The 19,091-nt window shown below is 55.0% G+C and carries 17 protein-coding genes and 2 pseudogenes; 8 read left to right on the forward strand and 11 right to left on the reverse strand.

All coding sequences use genetic code 11. The annotated features are described in order from the left end of the window. Positions 1–15 precede the first annotated feature (15 nt). The 4 genes and pseudogenes from OHL20_RS19950 to OHL20_RS19965 form a co-directional block, all read right to left on the reverse strand. Positions 16–1,302: pseudogene (locus OHL20_RS19950) on the reverse strand (ISNCY family transposase); the annotation flags it as partial. A gap of 476 nt (positions 1,303–1,778) precedes the next feature. Continuing rightward, positions 1,779–2,171, reverse strand: coding sequence for a type 2 periplasmic-binding domain-containing protein (locus tag OHL20_RS19955; protein ID WP_263384905.1), 393 nt, complete (start codon positions 2,169–2,171; stop codon positions 1,779–1,781). Positions 2,172–2,182: 11 nt separating this feature from the next. Beyond that, positions 2,183–2,476, reverse strand: a complete 294-nt coding sequence (locus OHL20_RS19960) for an ABC transporter substrate-binding protein (protein ID WP_396272507.1) — start codon at positions 2,474–2,476, stop codon at positions 2,183–2,185. Between the two features lie 44 nt (positions 2,477–2,520). Further along, positions 2,521–2,817 (reverse strand): type 2 periplasmic-binding domain-containing protein, encoded by a 297-nt coding sequence (locus tag OHL20_RS19965; protein WP_263385074.1) that lies wholly within the window; start codon positions 2,815–2,817, stop codon positions 2,521–2,523. A gap of 555 nt (positions 2,818–3,372) precedes the next feature. Between OHL20_RS19965 and OHL20_RS19970 the strand changes: the two genes are divergently transcribed. Beyond that, the gene (locus tag OHL20_RS19970) at positions 3,373–3,771 is read left to right on the forward strand and encodes a helix-turn-helix transcriptional regulator (protein WP_263385065.1); all 399 of its coding nucleotides are present in this window, start codon (positions 3,373–3,375) and stop codon (positions 3,769–3,771) included. Positions 3,772–3,967: 196 nt separating this feature from the next. On the opposite strand, the gene OHL20_RS19975 is transcribed toward OHL20_RS19970, so the two are convergent. From OHL20_RS19975 to OHL20_RS19985, 3 genes are all read right to left on the reverse strand, one after another. Beyond that, on the reverse strand, positions 3,968–4,231 hold the full coding sequence (locus tag OHL20_RS19975; protein ID WP_263384907.1) for a hypothetical protein: 264 nt from the start codon (positions 4,229–4,231) through the stop codon (positions 3,968–3,970). Positions 4,232–4,380: 149 nt separating this feature from the next. Beyond that, positions 4,381–5,502 (reverse strand): ACR3 family arsenite efflux transporter, encoded by a 1,122-nt coding sequence (gene arsB / locus OHL20_RS19980; RefSeq protein WP_263384908.1) that lies wholly within the window; start codon positions 5,500–5,502, stop codon positions 4,381–4,383. Beyond that, positions 5,502–5,915 (reverse strand): ArsR/SmtB family transcription factor, encoded by a 414-nt coding sequence (locus OHL20_RS19985; protein ID WP_263384909.1) that lies wholly within the window; start codon positions 5,913–5,915, stop codon positions 5,502–5,504. Before OHL20_RS19985 ends, arsB begins: the two co-directional genes overlap by 1 nt. A gap of 270 nt (positions 5,916–6,185) precedes the next feature. On the opposite strand from OHL20_RS19985, the gene OHL20_RS19990 reads away from it, so the two are divergent. Beyond that, the gene (locus OHL20_RS19990) at positions 6,186–6,440 is read left to right on the forward strand and encodes a hypothetical protein (protein ID WP_263384910.1); all 255 of its coding nucleotides are present in this window, start codon (positions 6,186–6,188) and stop codon (positions 6,438–6,440) included. 79 nt (positions 6,441–6,519) lie between these two features. Here OHL20_RS19990 and OHL20_RS19995 read toward each other — a convergent pair whose 3' ends face one another. After that, positions 6,520–8,103 carry a PAS domain-containing sensor histidine kinase gene (locus OHL20_RS19995; protein WP_263384911.1) on the reverse strand — a complete coding sequence of 528 codons (1,584 nt, stop codon included), beginning with the start codon at positions 8,101–8,103 and terminating at the stop codon, positions 6,520–6,522. Further along, positions 7,998–8,789: an alpha/beta fold hydrolase gene (locus OHL20_RS20000; protein WP_263384912.1), complete on the reverse strand. Its 792-nt coding sequence runs from the start codon at positions 8,787–8,789 to the stop codon at positions 7,998–8,000. Before OHL20_RS20000 ends, OHL20_RS19995 begins: the two co-directional genes overlap by 106 nt. Before the next feature lie 1,610 nt (positions 8,790–10,399). On the opposite strand from OHL20_RS20000, the gene OHL20_RS20005 reads away from it, so the two are divergent. From OHL20_RS20005 to OHL20_RS25295, 5 genes and pseudogenes are all read left to right on the forward strand, one after another. Further along, positions 10,400–10,723, forward strand: a complete 324-nt coding sequence (locus OHL20_RS20005) for a MoaF-related domain-containing protein (RefSeq protein WP_263384913.1) — start codon at positions 10,400–10,402, stop codon at positions 10,721–10,723. An 87-nt stretch (positions 10,724–10,810) separates the two neighbouring features. Then, positions 10,811–12,385: a tyrosinase family protein gene (locus OHL20_RS20010; protein ID WP_263384914.1), complete on the forward strand. Its 1,575-nt coding sequence runs from the start codon at positions 10,811–10,813 to the stop codon at positions 12,383–12,385. Between the two features lie 247 nt (positions 12,386–12,632). Then, the gene (locus tag OHL20_RS20015; protein ID WP_263384915.1) at positions 12,633–12,890 is read left to right on the forward strand and encodes a hypothetical protein; all 258 of its coding nucleotides are present in this window, start codon (positions 12,633–12,635) and stop codon (positions 12,888–12,890) included. Between the two features lie 938 nt (positions 12,891–13,828). Continuing rightward, positions 13,829–14,122 (forward strand): annotated as a pseudogene (locus tag OHL20_RS25290) (AAA family ATPase); the annotation flags it as partial. Next, positions 14,112–14,366: an AAA family ATPase gene (locus tag OHL20_RS25295; RefSeq protein WP_396272512.1), complete on the forward strand. Its 255-nt coding sequence runs from the start codon at positions 14,112–14,114 to the stop codon at positions 14,364–14,366. The pseudogene OHL20_RS25290 and the gene OHL20_RS25295, both read left to right, overlap by 11 nt. Before the next feature lie 71 nt (positions 14,367–14,437). Here the strand turns inward: OHL20_RS25295 and OHL20_RS20020 are convergent, their stop codons facing one another. Further along, the gene (locus tag OHL20_RS20020) at positions 14,438–14,890 is read right to left on the reverse strand and encodes a hypothetical protein (protein ID WP_263384916.1); all 453 of its coding nucleotides are present in this window, start codon (positions 14,888–14,890) and stop codon (positions 14,438–14,440) included. A 1,336-nt stretch (positions 14,891–16,226) separates the two neighbouring features. Between OHL20_RS20020 and OHL20_RS20025 the strand changes: the two genes are divergently transcribed. Continuing rightward, positions 16,227–17,228 (forward strand): LacI family DNA-binding transcriptional regulator, encoded by a 1,002-nt coding sequence (locus OHL20_RS20025; protein WP_263384917.1) that lies wholly within the window; start codon positions 16,227–16,229, stop codon positions 17,226–17,228. A 4-nt stretch (positions 17,229–17,232) separates the two neighbouring features. On the opposite strand, the gene OHL20_RS20030 is transcribed toward OHL20_RS20025, so the two are convergent. Then, positions 17,233–19,091, reverse strand: a 1,859-nt coding sequence (locus OHL20_RS20030; RefSeq protein WP_263384918.1) for a hypothetical protein, incomplete at its 5' end; no start/stop codon positions are given.

Below are 19,091 nucleotides of genomic sequence, written 5' to 3' on the forward strand. Positions count from 1 at the left end.
GTCTGGTCCATAAACCTGGCGCGGTCGTTTCTTGTATCCGTTCTTGTCACTGTTGGTCAGGATCTCGGGCAAGCGCTTGATATCCTGCTGCGCCTTCACCGTAGCGAGTGCATGTCGCAACCTCTTGTTCTCGACGATCGCTGTGTGACTGACACGTTGGTCTTTGCTGAAGATGCGATAGGGAAGCAGTTGACCCTTCCATCGCACCTCAAGCGGCCGATCTGCGAAGTCGTAGATCTCAACGTACTGACCTGCCAAGCCATCCGCTAGAGCGCTTCGCTCGAGGATGATCTGTCTGCGATCGTAGGCCAGGCTGAGCTGCTGGCCTACATGGCGTTGCTCACGATGGCACAGGATGTCGGCCAGGCGAGGAGCCTGCACGTTCAGCCTGCGATGCAGATCCTCAGCCTTCACCGCGGACAGTGAAAACCTCTCGTTATAGTGCTTCATGAACTCGGGCAGAAAGGCGTTGCCAGCGTCCATGTCGCAGACGTTCTCAAGCCGAAGTTCCTTCACAAGACGATCCTGGAGCGTCCGGTTGGCTCGTTCCACACGTCCCTTCGCCTGGCTTGAGTTCGCACAAAGGATCTCGATGTTCAGCTCCGCCAGAGCGCGCCCGAACTGCGTCATCCCTGAGCCGCCCTTCGCATCCGGCTTGTTGACGCGGAAGACAGTGTGCTTGTCGGAGTAAAATGCGACAGGACAGCCATGCTCGTTCACATATCCCTTGAGCGCGGCGAAGTAGGAGTCTGTGCTCTCGCTGGGAACGAAGCGGAGTTGCATCAGCTTACTCGTGGCGTCGTCGATGAAAACCAATAAGGTGCAGGGCTCGCCACGCTGCTCGAACCACCTGTGGTCGCTGCCGTCGATCTGGATCAGCTCGCCATAGCTCTCGCGTCGCAGGCGGGGCTGATGGCAGCTTCTGCGCTGCTTGCGGGACTGCCAGAGACCTTCCTCCAACATCCACGAGCGCAGCGTCTCGCGGCCAACCTGGATGTCATGCTTCGCGAGCAGAACTTCAGTCGCCAGTGTCGGTCCGAAGTCAGCGTACTTCGACTTGACGAGATCGAGCACGTACTCACGAACGCCAGCGCTCATGCTGTGGTTCGAGGACTGACCTCGACCCTTGTGGATCAGCCCGCCGCCGCCGTCCTCACGAAACCGGATCAACAGCCGGTTGACTTGGCGAGCGGTGATCGCCAGCACGACTGCGGCTGAAGCTATGGTCCGCCGGCCAGAAAGCACTTCAGTCAGAACCTCGATGCGCCGTACGTCCCGTTCGCTCATCAGCACCCATCCCATAAACATCCGTCTCCCAGGCCAGACCTAGGAGAGTACTTGGGACATTTCTATCGGGCGAGAGTAGGACATTTCTATCCGGCGCTAATAGACCGACTATACATAACGGTTATTATCAGACATAGAAGAACCAGTCAAAGTGATATCAGATAGAGACGTTACCTGATATCGCGGTTGATTTTTTTATGTACTTTCAAGATGTCACGCATTCGGGGGTAGCCCGCCTGTGGGCTGCGACCTACCGCTCCGATAAGGAGACTTGTATCTCTGTGACCATGCGGAAATGTCGTATCCTTACCTTTCGCGATGAAATCGTCGGGTATTGACGCGACCGCTGAGGCTGCGAGGAATAGCGGCTCCGCATAAAAATATCCATGTGAGTGTCGCGAGCCGCTTCCCCTGAGGCGCTGATGTCACAGGCTCGGGAGATTAGACCCATGGTCGTCGCCAGTCACTGCAGGTTCTTGCGCTTCAGCCGCTCAGCGGGTAGGTGCCGCGATCTTCAACCCGCCTTTCGTCCACAGGTTATTCTGCCCTCTAGCAAGTCTCATGATTGAGCCAGAGCCTAAATCTCTCTCGAAGAGTTCGCCGTAGTTGCCAACCGCCTCGATCATGTGCGCTGACCAGTAATCGTCAAGCGCGAGGTACTGCGCGTAGCCCCGCTGTGTGCCGAGCAGCCTTTGTATCACCGGATCATCGGACCTCAGCATCGTTGGCAAATTGGACTGAGTGACGCCGCTCTCCTCTGCTTGTATCGGGGTTTCTACGACCCAGTCTACGATTGTTCCCCACTGTGAGTCGTCCAAACGGTATGCAGGAGCGAGGGGGTCCTTGGCAATCACGTCTGGGAGAATCTCAAAGCGACTTGCCATGCTGCGGAAGGCTATGCGCTCATAGGCGAGTTGTGACACATCTGCTGCGACAGCCGCACAGTTCCGGTAATGAAGGCGGCCTCCATCTCGCCCTCTTCCTGAAAGGGAAAGGGCAGCCACCTGATACTTTGGCGCTGCATGTAGCCTTGAACCTGCATCTCGGTCTCGGTGCCCCCAAGAAAGCAGACCTTCTTGCCAGCAAGATCTTTACTCGAGTGAATCCCTGCGGCTTTGTTCACAAGGAAACCTTGATAGTCATAGAAGATTGGTTGCGTAAATCCAAGCGCTCCGGCAGCCTTGTTCATGAAGTTGGGAGAGGCAGTGGCGAGGACTGCTACTGCGCCGGACCTTAGTCCTTTAAGGCGTCCTGCTCGTCGCGATAAGGGACTACAGTGAACTTCGCTCCGGGGCCGAGAACAGTTACAGCGATAGCTTTGCAAAGGTCAAGATCAAGCGCGGAATGGTTACCGTGAGCATCTTGTGTGGAGTACTCTGCTTCTTCGAAGTCGACACCGCAGGCCATTGAACCTGCAGCCTTGATCTTGGCGAGTGTAGGGCCTGCCGCAGTAGCGTTTGCAATACTACCGCTGAAGAAGCAGAGCAAAACACCAGAGATGAGCAGAGTACGAGAGAAGAACGTGTTCATAGATGTCCTAGTGAAAGCGAAAAGAGAGCGGCCGGGATCCCCGACCGCTCCATAGATTCGGCGTGTTTAGTTAGTCGGCCAGGTGCCTGACGTGGGCAGCCCGGGGTTGGTGCTTGGACGAGGATTGAAGTCGGACGGTGCCGGATCGATCACTACCCTATTGACGAGGAGCCAACTCGATCAGGCTCTTCTCTGCTTGAGCATCGCTGACGCTTTGAGCTTGTTGAGCGACTCCATACACCGGCTGCAACATCGTGCTGATTGCAATTACGGCGCCTGTCTTCCTAAGGAACGCATGCTTCATCGGTGTAACCCCGGGGGTTGCATCCCCCTCCATAACGATCGGGCTGTATCAGGAGGTCGTTTGCCAACCCGCGTGACCAGGAGTAAAGACTGATTGTTAAAGGGAAGTGTCATTCCAAGTGAGACATGCTAGAGCATTCAGAAACATTGATTCAGTGGAAGAACCTTCGACACTTTTCAATGCGATGAGCGAAACTACTAGGATGTCACCGGCTGCTCGATCTGCTCGATACGCCAGAAGATATCCCGTTCCTGAGCCCTCTTCTGCAACGCGAGACGATCTATCGCCTTCTCAAGATGCCTCAGACGGCTCGCCTCAGGGCCATTGCGACGGGCGGTGACCTCAGTCAGAGGACCACTCGAGCGATCGCATGGCTCCGTGCGGACTATTCCAAGCCGCTCCATATCGAAGAGCTTGCGGAGACTTCGCGGATGGGAGTTTCCACGCTCCATCATCAGTTCCGCACTCTGACCTCTATAAGTCCCTTGCAGTACCAGAAGATGACCCGGCTGCAAACCGCCCGGGATTGCATGCTCATGGACGGCTTAGACGCCACCACGGCCGCCTACGAAGTAGACTACGAGAGCACCAGCCGGTTCAGCCGCGAATACAGCCGGTGCTTTGGTCAACCACCCAATGCGGGAGAGTAAGCCGGAAAGAAGCTTTCTGCCCTGCCAAAGAAAGCCAGCGGGCAACGTGCAGCAACCACGCTTAGGTTCTGGCTTCGGATGAAGATATTGGCGAATTGCTCTTCACCGAAACATGAGCACTTGGGATGATATTCTTGGCTGGCCCCCACGGGTTAAACGGGGTGGGTGCGAAGCAGCCATCCTTACCGAGAATTCACTAAGGGCGGTGATGAACCGTTCGGATCGTTAGACCGCTCTTGGTATGGACCAGATCGTAGTACCCACCGTAGTACGTTCCTTCTTCCGATTCCATAGCGGTAACAACCGGATGTCTCGGGTGACTTACGACCTCTACAGTGTCACCCACCTGGACGGCGGCAGGCATCGTTTCCAAAGGCGCAAGGGCGAAGAGAAGTGTGTATCCATCGCGGCTTTGGAGCCATATGGCGTCTAGGCTAATGTCTTGGATTAATTCCTGCATAGGCTCTCCACACCATCGTGTGCTTCCATGCCGACTCTCCACGTACACTATCATCCAACTGTTACAGGTTGAGTTTGTCGCTGGTTAGTCTGTCGTACATTGCCTGGATCTATCAACAGCGTAGGATGAGTCTGGTGTTGAGGATGCGGCTATGGTGCCGACCTCGACGGGAGCACCTGAAAGCTTCCCTGCTCTAAGCCGAAATACCGGCGCCGCATCCAAAAAGCCACGTTGACCAGACCAATCAGTGCAGGAACTTCGATTAGTGGACCGACAACGCCAACGAATGCCTCACCCGAGTTGAGTCCAAAAACGGCCACCGCGACTGCAATCGCCAGCTCAAAGTTGTTGCCTGCTGCGGTGAAGGATAGCGTTGCCGACTGTGCGTAGTCTGCACCCAGCCTCTTGCCCATCCAGAAACTCACCAAGAACATGATGAGGAAGTAGATGACGAGCGGGATAGCGATCTTGACCACATCGAGGGGCAGCCGCACGATCAGATCGCCTTTGAGGGAGAACATGACCAGAATGGTGAAAAGCAATGCAATAAGGGTAAGAGGGCTGATGCGCCGGATGAACCGGATCCGATACCATTCCTCGCCTTTCGCCTGAATCAAAACGTAACGAGTAAGGAAGCCCGCGACGAACGGTACGCCCAGGTAGAGGCCAACGCTCTTTGCGATCTCGCCGATGCCGATAGGAACAACACTTCCCTCTAAGCCAAACCACTTCGGAAGGACAGTCACAAAAACCCAGGCATAGAGGCTATAGAAAAGTACCTGAAAGACGCTGTTGATGGCGACGAGCCCAGCAGCATAGTCCGTATCCCCTTCGGCGAGCTCGTTCCAGACCAGCACCATGGCGATGCATCGGGCGATGCCGATCAGGATCAGACCGCGCATATAGGCAGGCTCACCCTTGAGGAAGACGATTGCCAGGAGGAACATCAGCACTGGCCCAATGATCCAGTTCTGAACGAGCGACAGGCCGAGGACGTGCTTGTTGTGGAAGACCTCATTCAGCTTTTCGTAGCGGACCTTTGCAAGCGGCGGAAACATCATGATGATGAGCCCGATAGCGATCGGAATGTTGGTCGTGCCGGTCTGAAAGCGATTGACAAAACCGGCAGATGACGGCACGAAGTGGCCGATGGCAACCCCAACGGCCATCGCCAGGAAGATCCAAAGCGTAAGGAATCGGTCGAGAAACGACAGCTTTTTGCGACCAGCCGGAGCACAGGCGCGTCCTTGGGTTATGGGAGCGGAAGACACTAGCAAACCTCACAGGGTGCAACATCGAGTGTTATGGGAAGCGGAGCACCTTCGAGGAGAGCGTATTTCGAGGGGGAGCAGCATGCCTTCGTGAGTCGCACCCGGTCTGCCTGCATGGCCTTCTCTTCTTTCAACCAGCCGAGGGTTTGTTTGAGGATCTGGGCAGCCCCGATGTGCGGCGGCATGACGATGCGGTAATGCATCCACTTACTCTCCCGCCGTGCCGAGACAATCCCGGCGCTCCGGAGATAGGCCAGATGCCGTGAGATTTTCGGTTGAGGACCGCCAAGGATTTCCACAAAGTAGCAGACACAGATCTCCTGGTCGCCCATCAGATTCAATAGCCGGAGCCGCGTTTGATCGCCAAGAGCCTGAAAGAACCGTTCCACACTGTACATCAGTTTTGCCGCCATATGTCACGTATACGCATTGGCGTATGCGAATGCAAGCCATATAGTCGCCAAAGCAGATATTTGTCAGGAGACGCTTATGTCAGAGCAGTCACTGGATGCGGCGAAGGCGAAGTATGGAGTGGTCGCGGGCGTTTGCTGCCGTCGACTCGGGTAGTAGCTGAAGAACCCGGCATACAGAGGGCACCAGTCCTGCTGGACGTTGAAATTCCCGCGCTGGCTCATCTCGGATGAATACATTTGTTATGTATAGTGATTCGCGGAGGCATGCTTATGATCCGAATCGATCAAGCGTTACGCGCGCAAAATGCTCTTCGCGAAGCAGCGGGATTAGACGAGGAGACATTTCCACTCGCCGCTTTCGTTGGAATGATCAGCGATGAGATTGAGGTGCTACGTAGAATGGGCCACGACGATGCAGCAATTGCAAGAGTGATCAAGCAGAGTTCTGGGATCGTCGTCTCGGTCGACGAGCTACGCCAAAACTATGCGACGCCGGAGGAACGTCACGGTAGGCCGCGGCAGTAGAGGCTATCGTCGAGTAAGTTAGACAAAGCATAAAGCGCTAACGGGTGCTTTATGCTGCTCGAAACAAGCAGCTGAAAGGTCAGTTCGCCACGTCAAAGGGGAGGAACACGATAGCAACGGTGCCCCGGTGCAACTCGTTTTGGCTGCTTCGAATGGTGATTCTCCCTTGGTGGCGTTCCATGATCTCTGTGCTGATCCAAAGCCCAAGGCCCGTACCCCCGATGCCCTTCGTGGTGTAGAACGCTTCGAATAAGTGAGCTTTTGTTGTTTCGGTCATGCCCGTGCCCGTGTCCGCAACTGTCAATAGAAGGCCGGTTTTGCCGGACTTCCAATCCCGCCCTTCCCTGCTGCGCAACATAAGCCGGCCGCCAGTTGGCATCGCATCGATTGCATTTGTGAACAGATTGCTCAAAACCTGCCGAAGATCTCCTTCGAAGCAAGACACGGGCTGCTTCGCGCGTTTCAGCTTCTCGACGCTTATCGATGAATTCCTCAGCCGTCCTTGATACACGCTCAGAACGGTCGAGAACAGGTCCGTACACGAGATCGCCTGTGGCTTGGAGAGTTGCCGATGAAAGCGAAGGGTCTGACTTGCGATGATCGAAACACGTCTCAACTCCTCGTCCGCGGAGTCAAGGTAAGCTTGCTGCTCCGAGCTTATTGCACATTGACGAGCCAGGAAGATGAGATTAGTCACGGATTCCAGTGGATTGTTGATTTCATGAGCAATCGAACTCGCTAGCCGGCCAACAGCGGCAAGCTTCTCACTTTGAATCAGAGCGCGCTCTGCGAGCTTGCGGCTTGAGTCGTTCCGAATGATCGCGGAGTATGCAACAAGCGTGCCCGGAGCTTCCATATGTGGTGTCACCGTCAAGGAAACGGCTACGTTCCTGCCATCTTTATGCCTTCCCACAGTCTCTTTCGTGAAGACTTTTCCTTGCACCAGGAGCGCCCGTGCGTGCTCGACTTCAACGCTCTGCTCTCCGGGAAAGATAAGTTCAGCGAAGCCGCGGCCGATGGCCTCTCCAGCCGCATAGCCAAACATCTGCTCACCACCGTTATTCCAGCTCTCGATGACATCAGACGTGGAAATCCTTGCAATGGCATCGGACGAATGTAACACCACCTCGCTCACCTGCTCCGCTGCCCTGCGTGAGTTAAGAAGGTCTTTCTCGTAGAGACGCCTCTCGGACGCCTCAAGTAGAACGACAAGGATGCCAGAGGCTTTGCCTTCGCCGTCATAACGCAACGAGAAGTTCGCGAGGACAGGCACTCGCCCGGTCTGCCTTTGCACGACATCGAGAGCGACCTCATTACGAACACCGAAGAGATGGAGAGCAGGAAGGATCTGCGTCTCGTAGAAGATGGAGCCAGCGGAGGTCAGCAGTTTTTGAAATCTCCAGGTCGTGACCGCCTCTGCTGCCATCCCAGAGAGAGTCAAGAAGGCACGATTAGCCCGGACCACCCTGCCATCCAGTGCAAGAACGACATAGGGACACGGTCCGTTCTCAAACAGTTCGGCAAGTTCGATGAGAGCTTCTGACGGAGATGTTTGTTCTAGCTTAGGAACAGGCGCATCGCTTCCGTGACCTCGCTCGGAGCGCTCAGATGAGGACAATGTCCCGTCGCATTCATCACGACGAGTTGGCTGTCCGGAAGGCATCGATGTACATATTGTCCCACGACGGCAGGAGCGATCGGATCATGATCGCATTGGAGAATCAGTGTCGGAGTCTTCACCTTCGATAGATCGGCCCGATTATCTGAGAGAAAGGTGACCCGTGCGAAGTGCTGGGCAAACATTGGATTGGTTCTGCAGAAGCTGGCTTCGAGCTCTCCGGCGAGTTCAGGACGATCTGCGTTCCCCATGATGACTGGTGCCATCATCGAGGACCACCCGAGATGGTTGTTGTCCAGCATTTCGAGGAGATCCACAATATCGGCTCGCTCAAATCCCCCAACGTAGTCTCCCTCGTTGATGTAGCAGGGGGAAGGGCCGATCATGACGAGATTTTCGAAGAGTTCCGGGCTCTGGATTGCGGCGAGTGCGCCAATCATGGAGCTGACGGAATGACCTACGAAGGTGACGCGTGTGAGAGCGAGCTCCCGGATGATTTCAAGAACGTCGTTTGCGTATCCCTGGAGGGTGCTGTACCTGGTCCGGTGAAAAGCAGCAGGGTCGGAAAGGCCGGCACCGACGTAATCGAAAAGAACGATCGTGAACTCCGCCTCGAAGTGAGGCGTAATGGCGCGCCACATGCTTTGATCGCAGCCGTAACCGTGAGCAAACATGAGCGTACGAGAACCGCTTCCCAGCACACGCACGTTGTTGCGTTGAACAGCCTTCATGAATCCTTCGATGCATTATGTGGAGAGAAAATGCTGAGAACAGCGGACTTCAGCTTATTTTATGACTCACATGTTCACCTGCATGCGTTATGTCACTTGGTCGCAATGCTGGAAACTCGTGCCCTGGCGATCATTCGCTGCATTTGCCAGTTGCAGATCACAAGCATGATGGACTGGTCTAAATGACAAGCGATGCGAGTCGCGATTCACAATCCTGTTACCTCATTGAGCTTTTAGAAACAGAAGTATATCAAGAGGTTATGAATTAACCACGCAGCCGTGTCACGTCGTGCGGCTTGTTTGGTCCTATGTCTGCGGGTTGTGAACCCCAAAGAGGAAACACCATGGCGCACGAAGCACATAAAGAAGCCGCAAAACATCACTCAGAAGCCGCAGCCATCACGCAGCAGCCGCGGAAAAGCACGAGGCTGGAAACCACGAAGAAGCACATGAACACTCTTAGAAAGCACATGCTGCCTCGGGCGCTGCTCACGGAAAGTCGACTGAGGCGCACGGAAAGTCGGTCGCAAAGAAGTAGTCGATTGCTTTGTTGCAGTTTGAGGGTGGATGGGAAACTTTTCCACCCTTTCCGAAGTCGTTCTCCGATTGCTGGGAGACTTCGCAAGACACAGTGCTGCTGCGAGGAGTCGGAACATTTATACAAATATTGGGAACCGCGGCTTGATCGTCACATCGGCGTAAGTGTTGCTCAACGTAGCCAGCGTGTGCTGTGAGGTTGAGAAGAGACCTAAATCATTCTTCTGCAGAACAACACTCGCACCTGTTGTTGGATCGTCAGCGGACATGCGCGTTATTTGTGAACTAAGAAAGCAACTTAGATTAGAACTCAGCACTCCGACCCTGCGAATCGAATTGATGAGCGAAAAGAGACCCATAAGAAAAAAGTGAAAGCAACAGTACCGCAAATTTTACCGCGCCAAATGGCTTTCTGTTTTCCGCAGACATTAGGAGCTCATCCCTCACAGTTAGCCCTCCTACCCTAAAGCGCATACAACAGATAGCTGATTGTGGGCCCTACATACAGGAACACGATAGGAATTAGGACACCATGTTTTAAAAGAACTATCCGCATCGTCTCCCAAAGGGTAAGTTTTGCGACACTTATTGCTCAACCAGATATGGGCCAAAGACGTGTCGCGGACGACGAAAGACCTGGTTCCGCCTCGCGATACCAAACTCTACTGCATCAGATAATCCGCTTTAAGGGTGCGCGTAAATACTGGCAAGTAACTGATCGTGAATTTAACCTAACGCGCGCGCAGAAGTAGCGTATATAGGTGAAGTCAAGAACTTGTCGTGTACTCAAGCCGCGCAATATTGCGGCACATAAGTCTAGGCGAGTAAGTCCCACCGGGTCCCACAAACAAATCAGGAAAATAGATATCACTCATAGGAGGTGACCTATGTCTCTGTCTTTTGCTTCGTTGCAAGCCTTCTCCCCCTGACACCCTTCACCTGCTAGCACCTCGCGCGATCCCCGCTCGCGATCATGCCCGATGACACTCGATGGCTTTAGCCTGCGAGTGCCGCGAACCGCCCCACCTGTCGGCCAAAACGGCAGCGTGCTAACCAACGAAAGGAAGCAAACCATGAGTGCACAAGAGGTCTTCCCCGCAATCGGACATCGTTACCTGGTGGATTTCCAGGCTTTTCGTGTCGAGTTATTCTTCGAGTCCTTATCCTCCATGACTTACACCGGAATAGATCCGGACGGAAAGCATGATGGGTCCGAGACGGTCAACATCACCGTGCAGCCTGTGAGGGATCATCTCTTCCTCGTCACTTGGCAGGAGGCCGACAAAACCACGGTCGTTCATCTGGAAGACTACAAAGACAAAACGATCACCACTTGCATCACCGATCCGACCGGAGCCTTCTCGAAATATCACGGAACGGTGACCTTCATCTCCTAAAGTCCCCGGCTTACGCCACAACGAAAGAGGCCGTGCCCACCGCCTCTTCCGTTTAAACTTTCACACGATGCAGTAGAGGAGAACACTATGAGTATCCGAGTACGCAGGTCACTGACAGAACTGCAGGATGAATACATGAAGGATAATAAGAAGCCGCTCGAAACGGTGATGCGTGCCTGGAAGGGCATCAAGGAACTCTCGCCGGATGATCCGCATGCGTTCTTCACGATAGGCGGCTATCACGGGGAGCCCTTCCGCGGCGGCGGATGGGGGAGCAACGCCTATTGGGGCGGCTACTGCAATCACGGCAACGTCCTCTTCCCCACATGGCACCGCATCTATCTCTTAAAACTCGAGAAAGCTCTGCAGAGTATTCCCGGCTGCAAAGAAGTAATGCTCCCCTATTGGGATGAGACAAGTCCCGAGTCGCTCGCCAACGGAATCCCATGGGCTCTCACGGCAGACACATTTGTGCTTGACGGGGTCTCAATCCCAAATCCCCTAAAGTCATTCGTCTTTAACCGGAGCATCACGGATAACCTCAGCACCGATACGGGCGACGCCAACGACCCGAACTACAGCAAGCCGATGGGCTATGAGACCGTTCGCTACCCACTCTCCGGATTGGTAGGAAGCAGCGCCGAGCAAGCCGCTACCACGGCTCACAATGCGCTCTATCCTGACTACAACAAGAACGTCGACATCTTGAATCAAAATGTAGTTGCATGGCTGAGCCAAAAGGTCGTCGTCGGCGGTCAGAGTTTTACCCCAAACGTGCACCAGAACTACATCGACTGTCTCGACGCTCCGAACTACATGCTGTTTTCGAACTACACCTCCTCCGGTCAATGGAACAATGACCACAACACTACGATCGTGTCTCTGGAGTCACCGCACGACGACATCCACCTCGCCATCGGCGGCTTTGATGCAGGCACCTCGGGAGACTTCTCACCCATCGCAGGAGCCAACGCCGACATGGGGGAGAACGATACCGCAGGCCTCGACCCGATCTTCTTCTTCCATCATTGCTTCGTTGATTACGTCTTCTGGCGCTGGCAGGTCAAACACGGCGTTACTAAATCTTTCGGTATCGATATCCCGGAGTACCCAGGCACCAACACGGTCGACAGCCAAGGACCAACGCCCGGTGTTGCACCGAATACCTGGTTGACGATGGAAAGTCCTCTTGCCCCGTTCACCAAGAGCGCGGGCAAGTTCTACACCTCGCTCGACTCCATCGATATCGAGGGCCAGCTCGGCTACACCTACAGCCCGGCCTCTCTGGACACGGTCTCGCAACCGGTCGCCGCGGCTGCCGCGCTCGCCAAGACAGTCCCTGCGAAAGCCCTACATGTCTCCGGCCTCAACCGCTCTCGCATCCGTGGCTCTTTCGTCATTGCCGCCTACGCAGAGGTAGACGGAAAAAAAGTGCTTCTGGGCAATCATGGCATCCTGAGCCGCTGGAATGTGCAGGGTTGCATGAACTGCCAGACCCACTTAGAGACGAAAGCATCCATCAGCCTGCATGGCCTAGCGGACACGGCGCTCTCAAAGGCGACCTTCAGCGTTGAGGTTCGTACCCGTGAGCAGGCCAAACCAGCAGGCCTCGTTGCCAAGACAAAACAGGAGAAACCGTTCCTTCGTTTTGAGGTGCGGTAAGGAAGCGAGATCCATAATGGCACAGCTCAAAGTTGCAAACACAGAAATTACCGGATCGCTCATTTCTCTAAGGCCTGTTATCCCATGCAAATGTAGCCATAGCCAAACAGACAGTCAGCCGAGCGGAAGAGGAGGGAGGGAGACGTTATCCCTCTTCCCAGCTCTCACCCTGGTCCTCTTGCCGAAGTGCCCATTTTGTCTCGTTGCATGGTTCGGCGTCCTCGGTTCCGTTGGTGCAGACACCTGGTTGCGCTCCGTCTGGGGAACGCCACTGGCAGTCATACTCCTCGGAATTACGCTTGCATCAATCGGCTTTCGCGCGTGGAACCGCCACGATCTACTTCCCTTCCTCCTCGCGATGCTCTCTGCGGTGGCAGTCTTCTATGGAAAGTACGTCGTCGATTTGCGATCTGTAGAGTTCGGCGGCCTAGCGCTCCTCGTCTGCGCCTCCTTATGGAGCGGGTGGGCGAAGAACCAGTCGTCTCGCTCGACAGCGCCTATGTGACTGTCTCTCGCCTGCGTGAATGGCTCGTCCTTCGGAGAAGATGCCTTTGAACATCACTTCTTGCCCACGAGTCTCGCGCGGTTGTTGTTACCACCCAATCTGCGCTAGATAGAAGGTTTGTGAGAACAGCAAACGTGGATAAAACGGGGCTGAATTTCCAGCAAATAGGTATGCAACACCGCTTTAGGCTATACCTCATCAAATTATCCGTAATGGCGTGAGCGGCGTTTTCGGGAGTTGTAGGCAAGTCGATGGACCAGGAGAGAGAATCGTCGGCTACTTCGTGTGTGCTGGATCTGGCGGATACAGAAAGGTCACCGCAGGACCAAAGCGTTCTCCCCAATATGTATCCTGATGCTAACTCCCCGGCTCAGCCGTAAGCTTCACCTCAGGATGATTCATTAGGCTCTTCTTCATGTTGTCGGCGAGCGTTCGGCTCATCGCTACGAAGGCAGTATCAAAATCTGGAAACCATGCGCAGCAGCATCGGACAGCGGTACTTCCGTTGTACCGACACCAATGGAAATGCGAGCGGGTCCCTGTACCATCCTCGACGTATCCTGCAGCACTCTGCCATTCCCGACCTGCAGCGAAGTACTTTCAAGCAAGCCCACACCAAACGCATCGGGCTCGTCAAGCAGAAGACTCAATGCGGTTCCACGATCGCCACCGCGATCGTCTCAGCATGGACATCCAAACCCAGAAATCGTAACTTCTCCTTCATGACCGGCTCCCTTCCGTTTGTGGCTCTGAACTGCCCGTCCTTCGGACGCTCACAGCTTAACCCACGGTCGGCGCATCGGCGCCGGTCACTCCATACTGACTGTTCGCAACACTTAAGAACACCTGACCGTGGGCTTCCTAATCCGACTTCATCACACTGACATCTGACGAGATTTTTTTTCAAGAGCCGCCTGACGGTGGTGCAATATGACTTTATGGACGCTCCGTTTGTCGTTTTATCCGGCTGTTCTGGTGGAGGAAAATCTTCCGTCCTTGAGGAGCTTCGCAGTCGGGGCTACTGTGTGATCGATGAACCTGGCCGTCGCATTGTTCGACGGGAACTCGAAGGTGGCGGCCACGCACTTCCATGGCTCGATCTTGCAGCCTTTGCACGTGCAGCCGTTCGCATGGCGAATGACGATCTTAGACTCGCAGCGACTCTGCCTGGATGGGTGTTTTTTGATCGAGGATTGGTCGATGCCCATGTGGCCTTGCAATATGCTACGGGCGAGGCATCTGCCTTTAACTCTAAGTGGGTGTTATCACTCAGCAGTCTTCCTGGTTCCTCCATGGGAAGAGATATATACCTCAGGCTTCGAGCGACGACACGGGTTTGCAGAGGCAGTATCGGAATACGAACGTCTCGATACTGCTTATCGAAGCTTCGGTTATGACGTGATTGTCCTTCCCAGGCAAAGTATCCAGGAACGGGCCGCTCTGGTCCTGTCGAGACTTGCATCGAAGCGATCTTAGATATGGGTGCTGCTGAACGCCGTTCTTGTGAGTTGCGAGCTACCTCCGTGAAGACGAGTTCTCATCATGAATCAGAGGCGCAGGAATACTGCCAGCACGAGATTTGTCATGAATAGCGTATGGATGCCCATGTGGAACAGGTTGGGCCGTGGATTGTCACCGCGAGACGGCAGAAGCATTTTCGTGCCGCCGTACATGCGTTCGTACTCGCGCTTCAGCTTTTCAGGAGCTCCCCGAATATAAGGGATATACCACATCCCGACCGCAGACAGACAAGCTAGGCCGCAGTAAATAACCCAGTAATTGGTCACAGAATGAGGAAGTGTCTGATTCCAGAAAAGAATGGCCAGCGCGACCGCTATCCCTGGGAAGACACAGTTCGCCAAGGTTGCCAGAATAGTCTTGCGCCTTCCCATGACCGCTTGCACTTGCGAACCAGTAATCCATCCAGGAACATCCACCAGATCATGGAGAGCGATGATGAGAAATTGCACTGTGATCAGAGCGGTAAAGATTGCGATCATGATGATTCTCCTTGTGCGGAGTTTCGCTTCAGTTGTGCGACCGAAGAATACCACTTGAAAACTGCTACGCCCCAAGCAAAAATCAGTTTCTTGGAGATAATTACTACTAAACGCCGCTTCCGTCAGCCAAGACTCACTTACGATGAGCAGGCGAGTAGACTTCGGGCATGCGGCGAAATACTAAGGCGAATTGCGTTCAGCAACTGTCCTTTTTCTCAAACAGTCATCCATCCAAGGTGCCCTGCATTGAGACCCTCGGTAGATTTGCAAAACAAATAGATCAGGCGGGATAAATCCTCCACCCCTGCTCGACGGCTCCTTTAGGCTGTCGTTTTCTCAGAGATTGGCCTGGGTCTCTTGATGAGGGCGAATGGAGATAGCGACCTTGCCCTATGCATGTCCTTCTCCGCGATAACTGATGGCCTGGTCACCTCGTCTAGCGTGTGTTCTAACGATGGTGGGCGGGAAGGTGGTGTACAGGGCCAAAGATCATCCATCGAACCCTGTCCTTCTATTCAAAAGTCCAAGCCCACTTCCTCGATGTGCGGCGTTCGTAGGGCGCTCCGCTCGAAGGTCGCAAGCTCCTTTGGACTGTGCTGTGCTGCTCTGAGCGTGTGCATACCTATTGCAAGGCGAAGGTTTTGGAGCTGCTGCACGTGGGGTAGGCCGCTCCAAACGAGATGGCAGGTGGTCGCCGCGATCACAACCGTTTCCGTGCGTCTCGCTCTTTGTGCGACACCGTTCGAATTCGGGTAAAGGTCAACTTGACAGTGGGTGTCAACACCGTCGTGTTATCAAACACCCGCCCTCTCTTGATTGCCTTTGTCCCCTCGACCTTAACCAACTTCGCAGTTCACCCAATCCACGGCCTACCATGCCAACATGCGCGGGACATCGCGACGTGAGCTGTTCCGCGTGGTCTCTCGCCTTTCTCTTTCAGGGCGCTGCAGGTGGCGACAAAAGACACTAAGGCGTGAATATCGCGTGTAGTCAATGATACTGAGGCGATGTCGAACTTGGCCGCGCGAGACACGTCGATTCCGTAGTCGGCTCGAAACAGCGGTTGGTATTCGGAAGCTGAAGAATCTGGCCGCTCTAGCATGATGTGGCCGAAGCTGGTTTGCGGTTGTGGAAGGCGGAAGTAGAGGCGGCTAGCCTGCGTATGACTGGAAGGGATACAGTCTTAGGAACGCGTCCTGAGTGTTAGAAGTACATAAGCATCTTTAGTCCATATGAGTAAGGCAGATGCCTCACGAAGCAGGCGAAGGCTGCCAGGTGTTGGCGCTGGCAGGCCTTCGGAGATGGCTCGGGCATGGGGCGCGGGAAAAGGATTGGAATGATTCGTAGGTCAACCGCTCCAACGCTAGTCGATGTAGCTCGCGAGGCTGGTGTTTCGCTGAAGACGGCGTCGCGGGTTTTGAATAATTCGTCAGAGCTGAATCCGGCGACGGAGAAACGCGTGCGCGAGGCGATGGCGCGGCTTGATTACCGTCCGAATGAGCTTGCGCGGGGACTGAAGGCGCGGCGTTCAGCGGCGATTGGGATGATTGTGCCGAATCTTTCTGATCCATTTACGGCATCGACGTTGCAGGCGGTTTTGACAGTGGCTCGTGCACGCGGATATGCCGTAATTTTTACGAGTTCGAGCGGTGATGAATCTTTGGAGAAGGCTGAATTGGACCTGCTGGTGCGGCGGCAGATTGAAGGTTTGATTGTGGCACCAGCATTGGGGAAGAAGAACTACTTTCGATCGATTGTGGGCACACGGCTACCCATTGTAGCGTTCGATCAGTTTGTTTCGGACAAGAGCATTGATTGTGTGACAGTAAATAATCGCGAGGCGGCGCGCACTGCGGTTGAACATTTACTGACACATGGGAAGAAAAAAATTCTGGCTGTTGGCGTTCGACCCGATATCTATACGTGCGTGGAACGAGTAGCTGGGTATTGCGAGGCAATGGCGGCGGAGAAGCTTCCAGAGCGGGTGCTGCTGGTGGAGGATGAAAAAGATTTAACGCCTGAAGCAATCGGGAAGTTTTTTAGGAAGAAGGATGCTCCTGATGCAATCTTCAGCCTGAACTGGGTGGCGTCGATGGGGACGCTGCGGGCGCTGCGTGATCTGCATGGGTTTGGGAGTATGGCGTTTATTTCGTTCGATGACTTCGAGCTTGCTGAGATGCTGTCGCCTGCGTTGACGGTGGTGAGACAGCCGAGTGCAGAGATGGGGCGCATTGCTGCGGAACTATTGTTTGAGCGGCTAACAGGCGGTCGAACCGTGCGCAAGAATGTGGTGCTTTCAACCGAGTTCCACATACGGCAATCCTGTGGCTGTAGTTAGGCTTTTAGAAATGAAGCACGATGGTTTGTGGGTGGGCTGAGTTGATGAAGTGCAGGAGGAGTGTGCGGCCGGTGTGGGTGTATTGGGCCGACTCGAGAGGCTTTCCATCTACGGTGATTTGCTTGACGGATTCTTTGGTGAGGATGCGGATGATGGCGTTGGTTTGATCGATGCCTTCGGCCTGAAAGTGCAAGGCGTGCGGGGATGCCTGCACGTCTGAGATCTTGGCAGAGGCTGCGAGGATGCGACGAGTGGAGGAAGGGAAGGTATTGACGTCGAGTAAGAAGGCGCGGGTTCCGGAGGTGATTGGGAATGTGCTCGTTTCTGCGAGGTTAGGGTCGAAGAGATTGATGAGGTCTCCGTGGACTGTGACGGACGCGGAGTTATCACCAGATAACGGAGCCAAACCTGCGGCTATGACGTAGGGCCCGCGGCGCAGGATCAGGGCGGGTTTCTCTATGAGCGGGAGATGCGTGGCTGCTGCACCTTGTTGGAGTAACGCGAGGACGGTAGTTGATCCTGTGGGGAGGGCTGCGAGAGTAGCGGGGCTTTGCGGATCGAAGAGAACGTGGCCGCCGCCGACTGCATTAAGGCCCTTTGCATCGGGGCTGAGGCCGAGGGTTTGGAAGAGATGATCGCGTGGGGTCTCGAAGGAGTTTGGGGCGGTGTTCCACCAGTCCTTAGCGTGGTTGTAAGGGTCTTCGTCATCGTCAAGAACGATAAGGAGGCCGCCTGATTTTACCCATGCGGCGAGGGCTGTGTGGAAGGCTGGTGATGGTGGCTTTTGTCCGTCGTAGGTGAGGAAGAGGACCTTGTATCCGGCAAGCGATCCGGAGGGTGCGCTGCCATGATAGGTGGTCTCAATCTGGACTGGCTGTACAGGAATGCCACGCCTGAGCAGGGGCAACGCGAGGCCGTAGAAGTGACTGAGGGTGGTGTCTGATGGCTCGGGCGCAGCGCGCTGGAACATAAGGGTATCGGAGACGAGAATGCCGATGCCTTGTGTGCCCGCGGACTCCCAATGGATGGCTGAGGGTGGCTGCTGCATCTCTCCGAGAGCGTGGAAAACGGTCTGTAACTCGGTCTCGTATTCCTTGGGAATCAAGGTTCTAATGGGGTCGGGGCTGGTGGGGGATGGCTCGGTGGATGGGCGCTTGGAGTTGAGGCCGAAGATGCGGTCGGGCCAGGGTAGAACTTCGTAGCGCGAGACTGCTGGTTGGAGAAGCGAGGCGACGAGGGTGCTCTCCCAGTTGGTGCGGTAGTCGGGCCAGGAGTGGCGAGGGTTGTCTTCGATGGGATCGTTGAGATACCAGATGGGCTTGCCGGAGGAGCGGGCGATGTTGTCGAGCGCTCCATATTCGAGGAAGGCGGTTTCGAAGGTGCGCTCCTGCAGTTTGCCGTCGTAGAGATTGGGTTCGCGGGCGGTCCCGGTCCATACCTGGGCGATGTATCCGTCAGCGCCAACGTCGAGGAGTGAGGATTCGGGGCTGACAATGTTCCACTGGGCGTAGTTGATGAGCGAGTGGGTGGCGACGTAGCAGGGGATGGTTCGATGCTGTGCTGCGCCGTATTTCTTTACTGCGTCGAAGACCTGCGCTAATGCTCGCTGGTAGAGGAAGTATTTCAGCTTGGAGGCGCGGTATTGGGCGTCTGGGGAGCTGTCGGGGGCTTGCCAGGGTTCGTGGTAGTAGTCCTGCCACTCGCGCCTGAAGCTATCGCTCCAACCGGCGCGCGCCCAGAACTCGGGCTCTTCGAGATAGATGGCTTCGGCTCCGGCATCGATTGCGGCTTCGACACCCTTGGCGAGGAAGCGGCCATAGGAAATGCTGGGGGCGATGTAGGGGACTTCGCGGCCGCTATGGA

Origin of the sequence: Granulicella arctica (genome assembly GCF_025685605.1) — a bacterium.
GTDB classification, from domain to species: Bacteria; Acidobacteriota; Terriglobia; order Terriglobales; family Acidobacteriaceae; genus Edaphobacter; species Edaphobacter arcticus.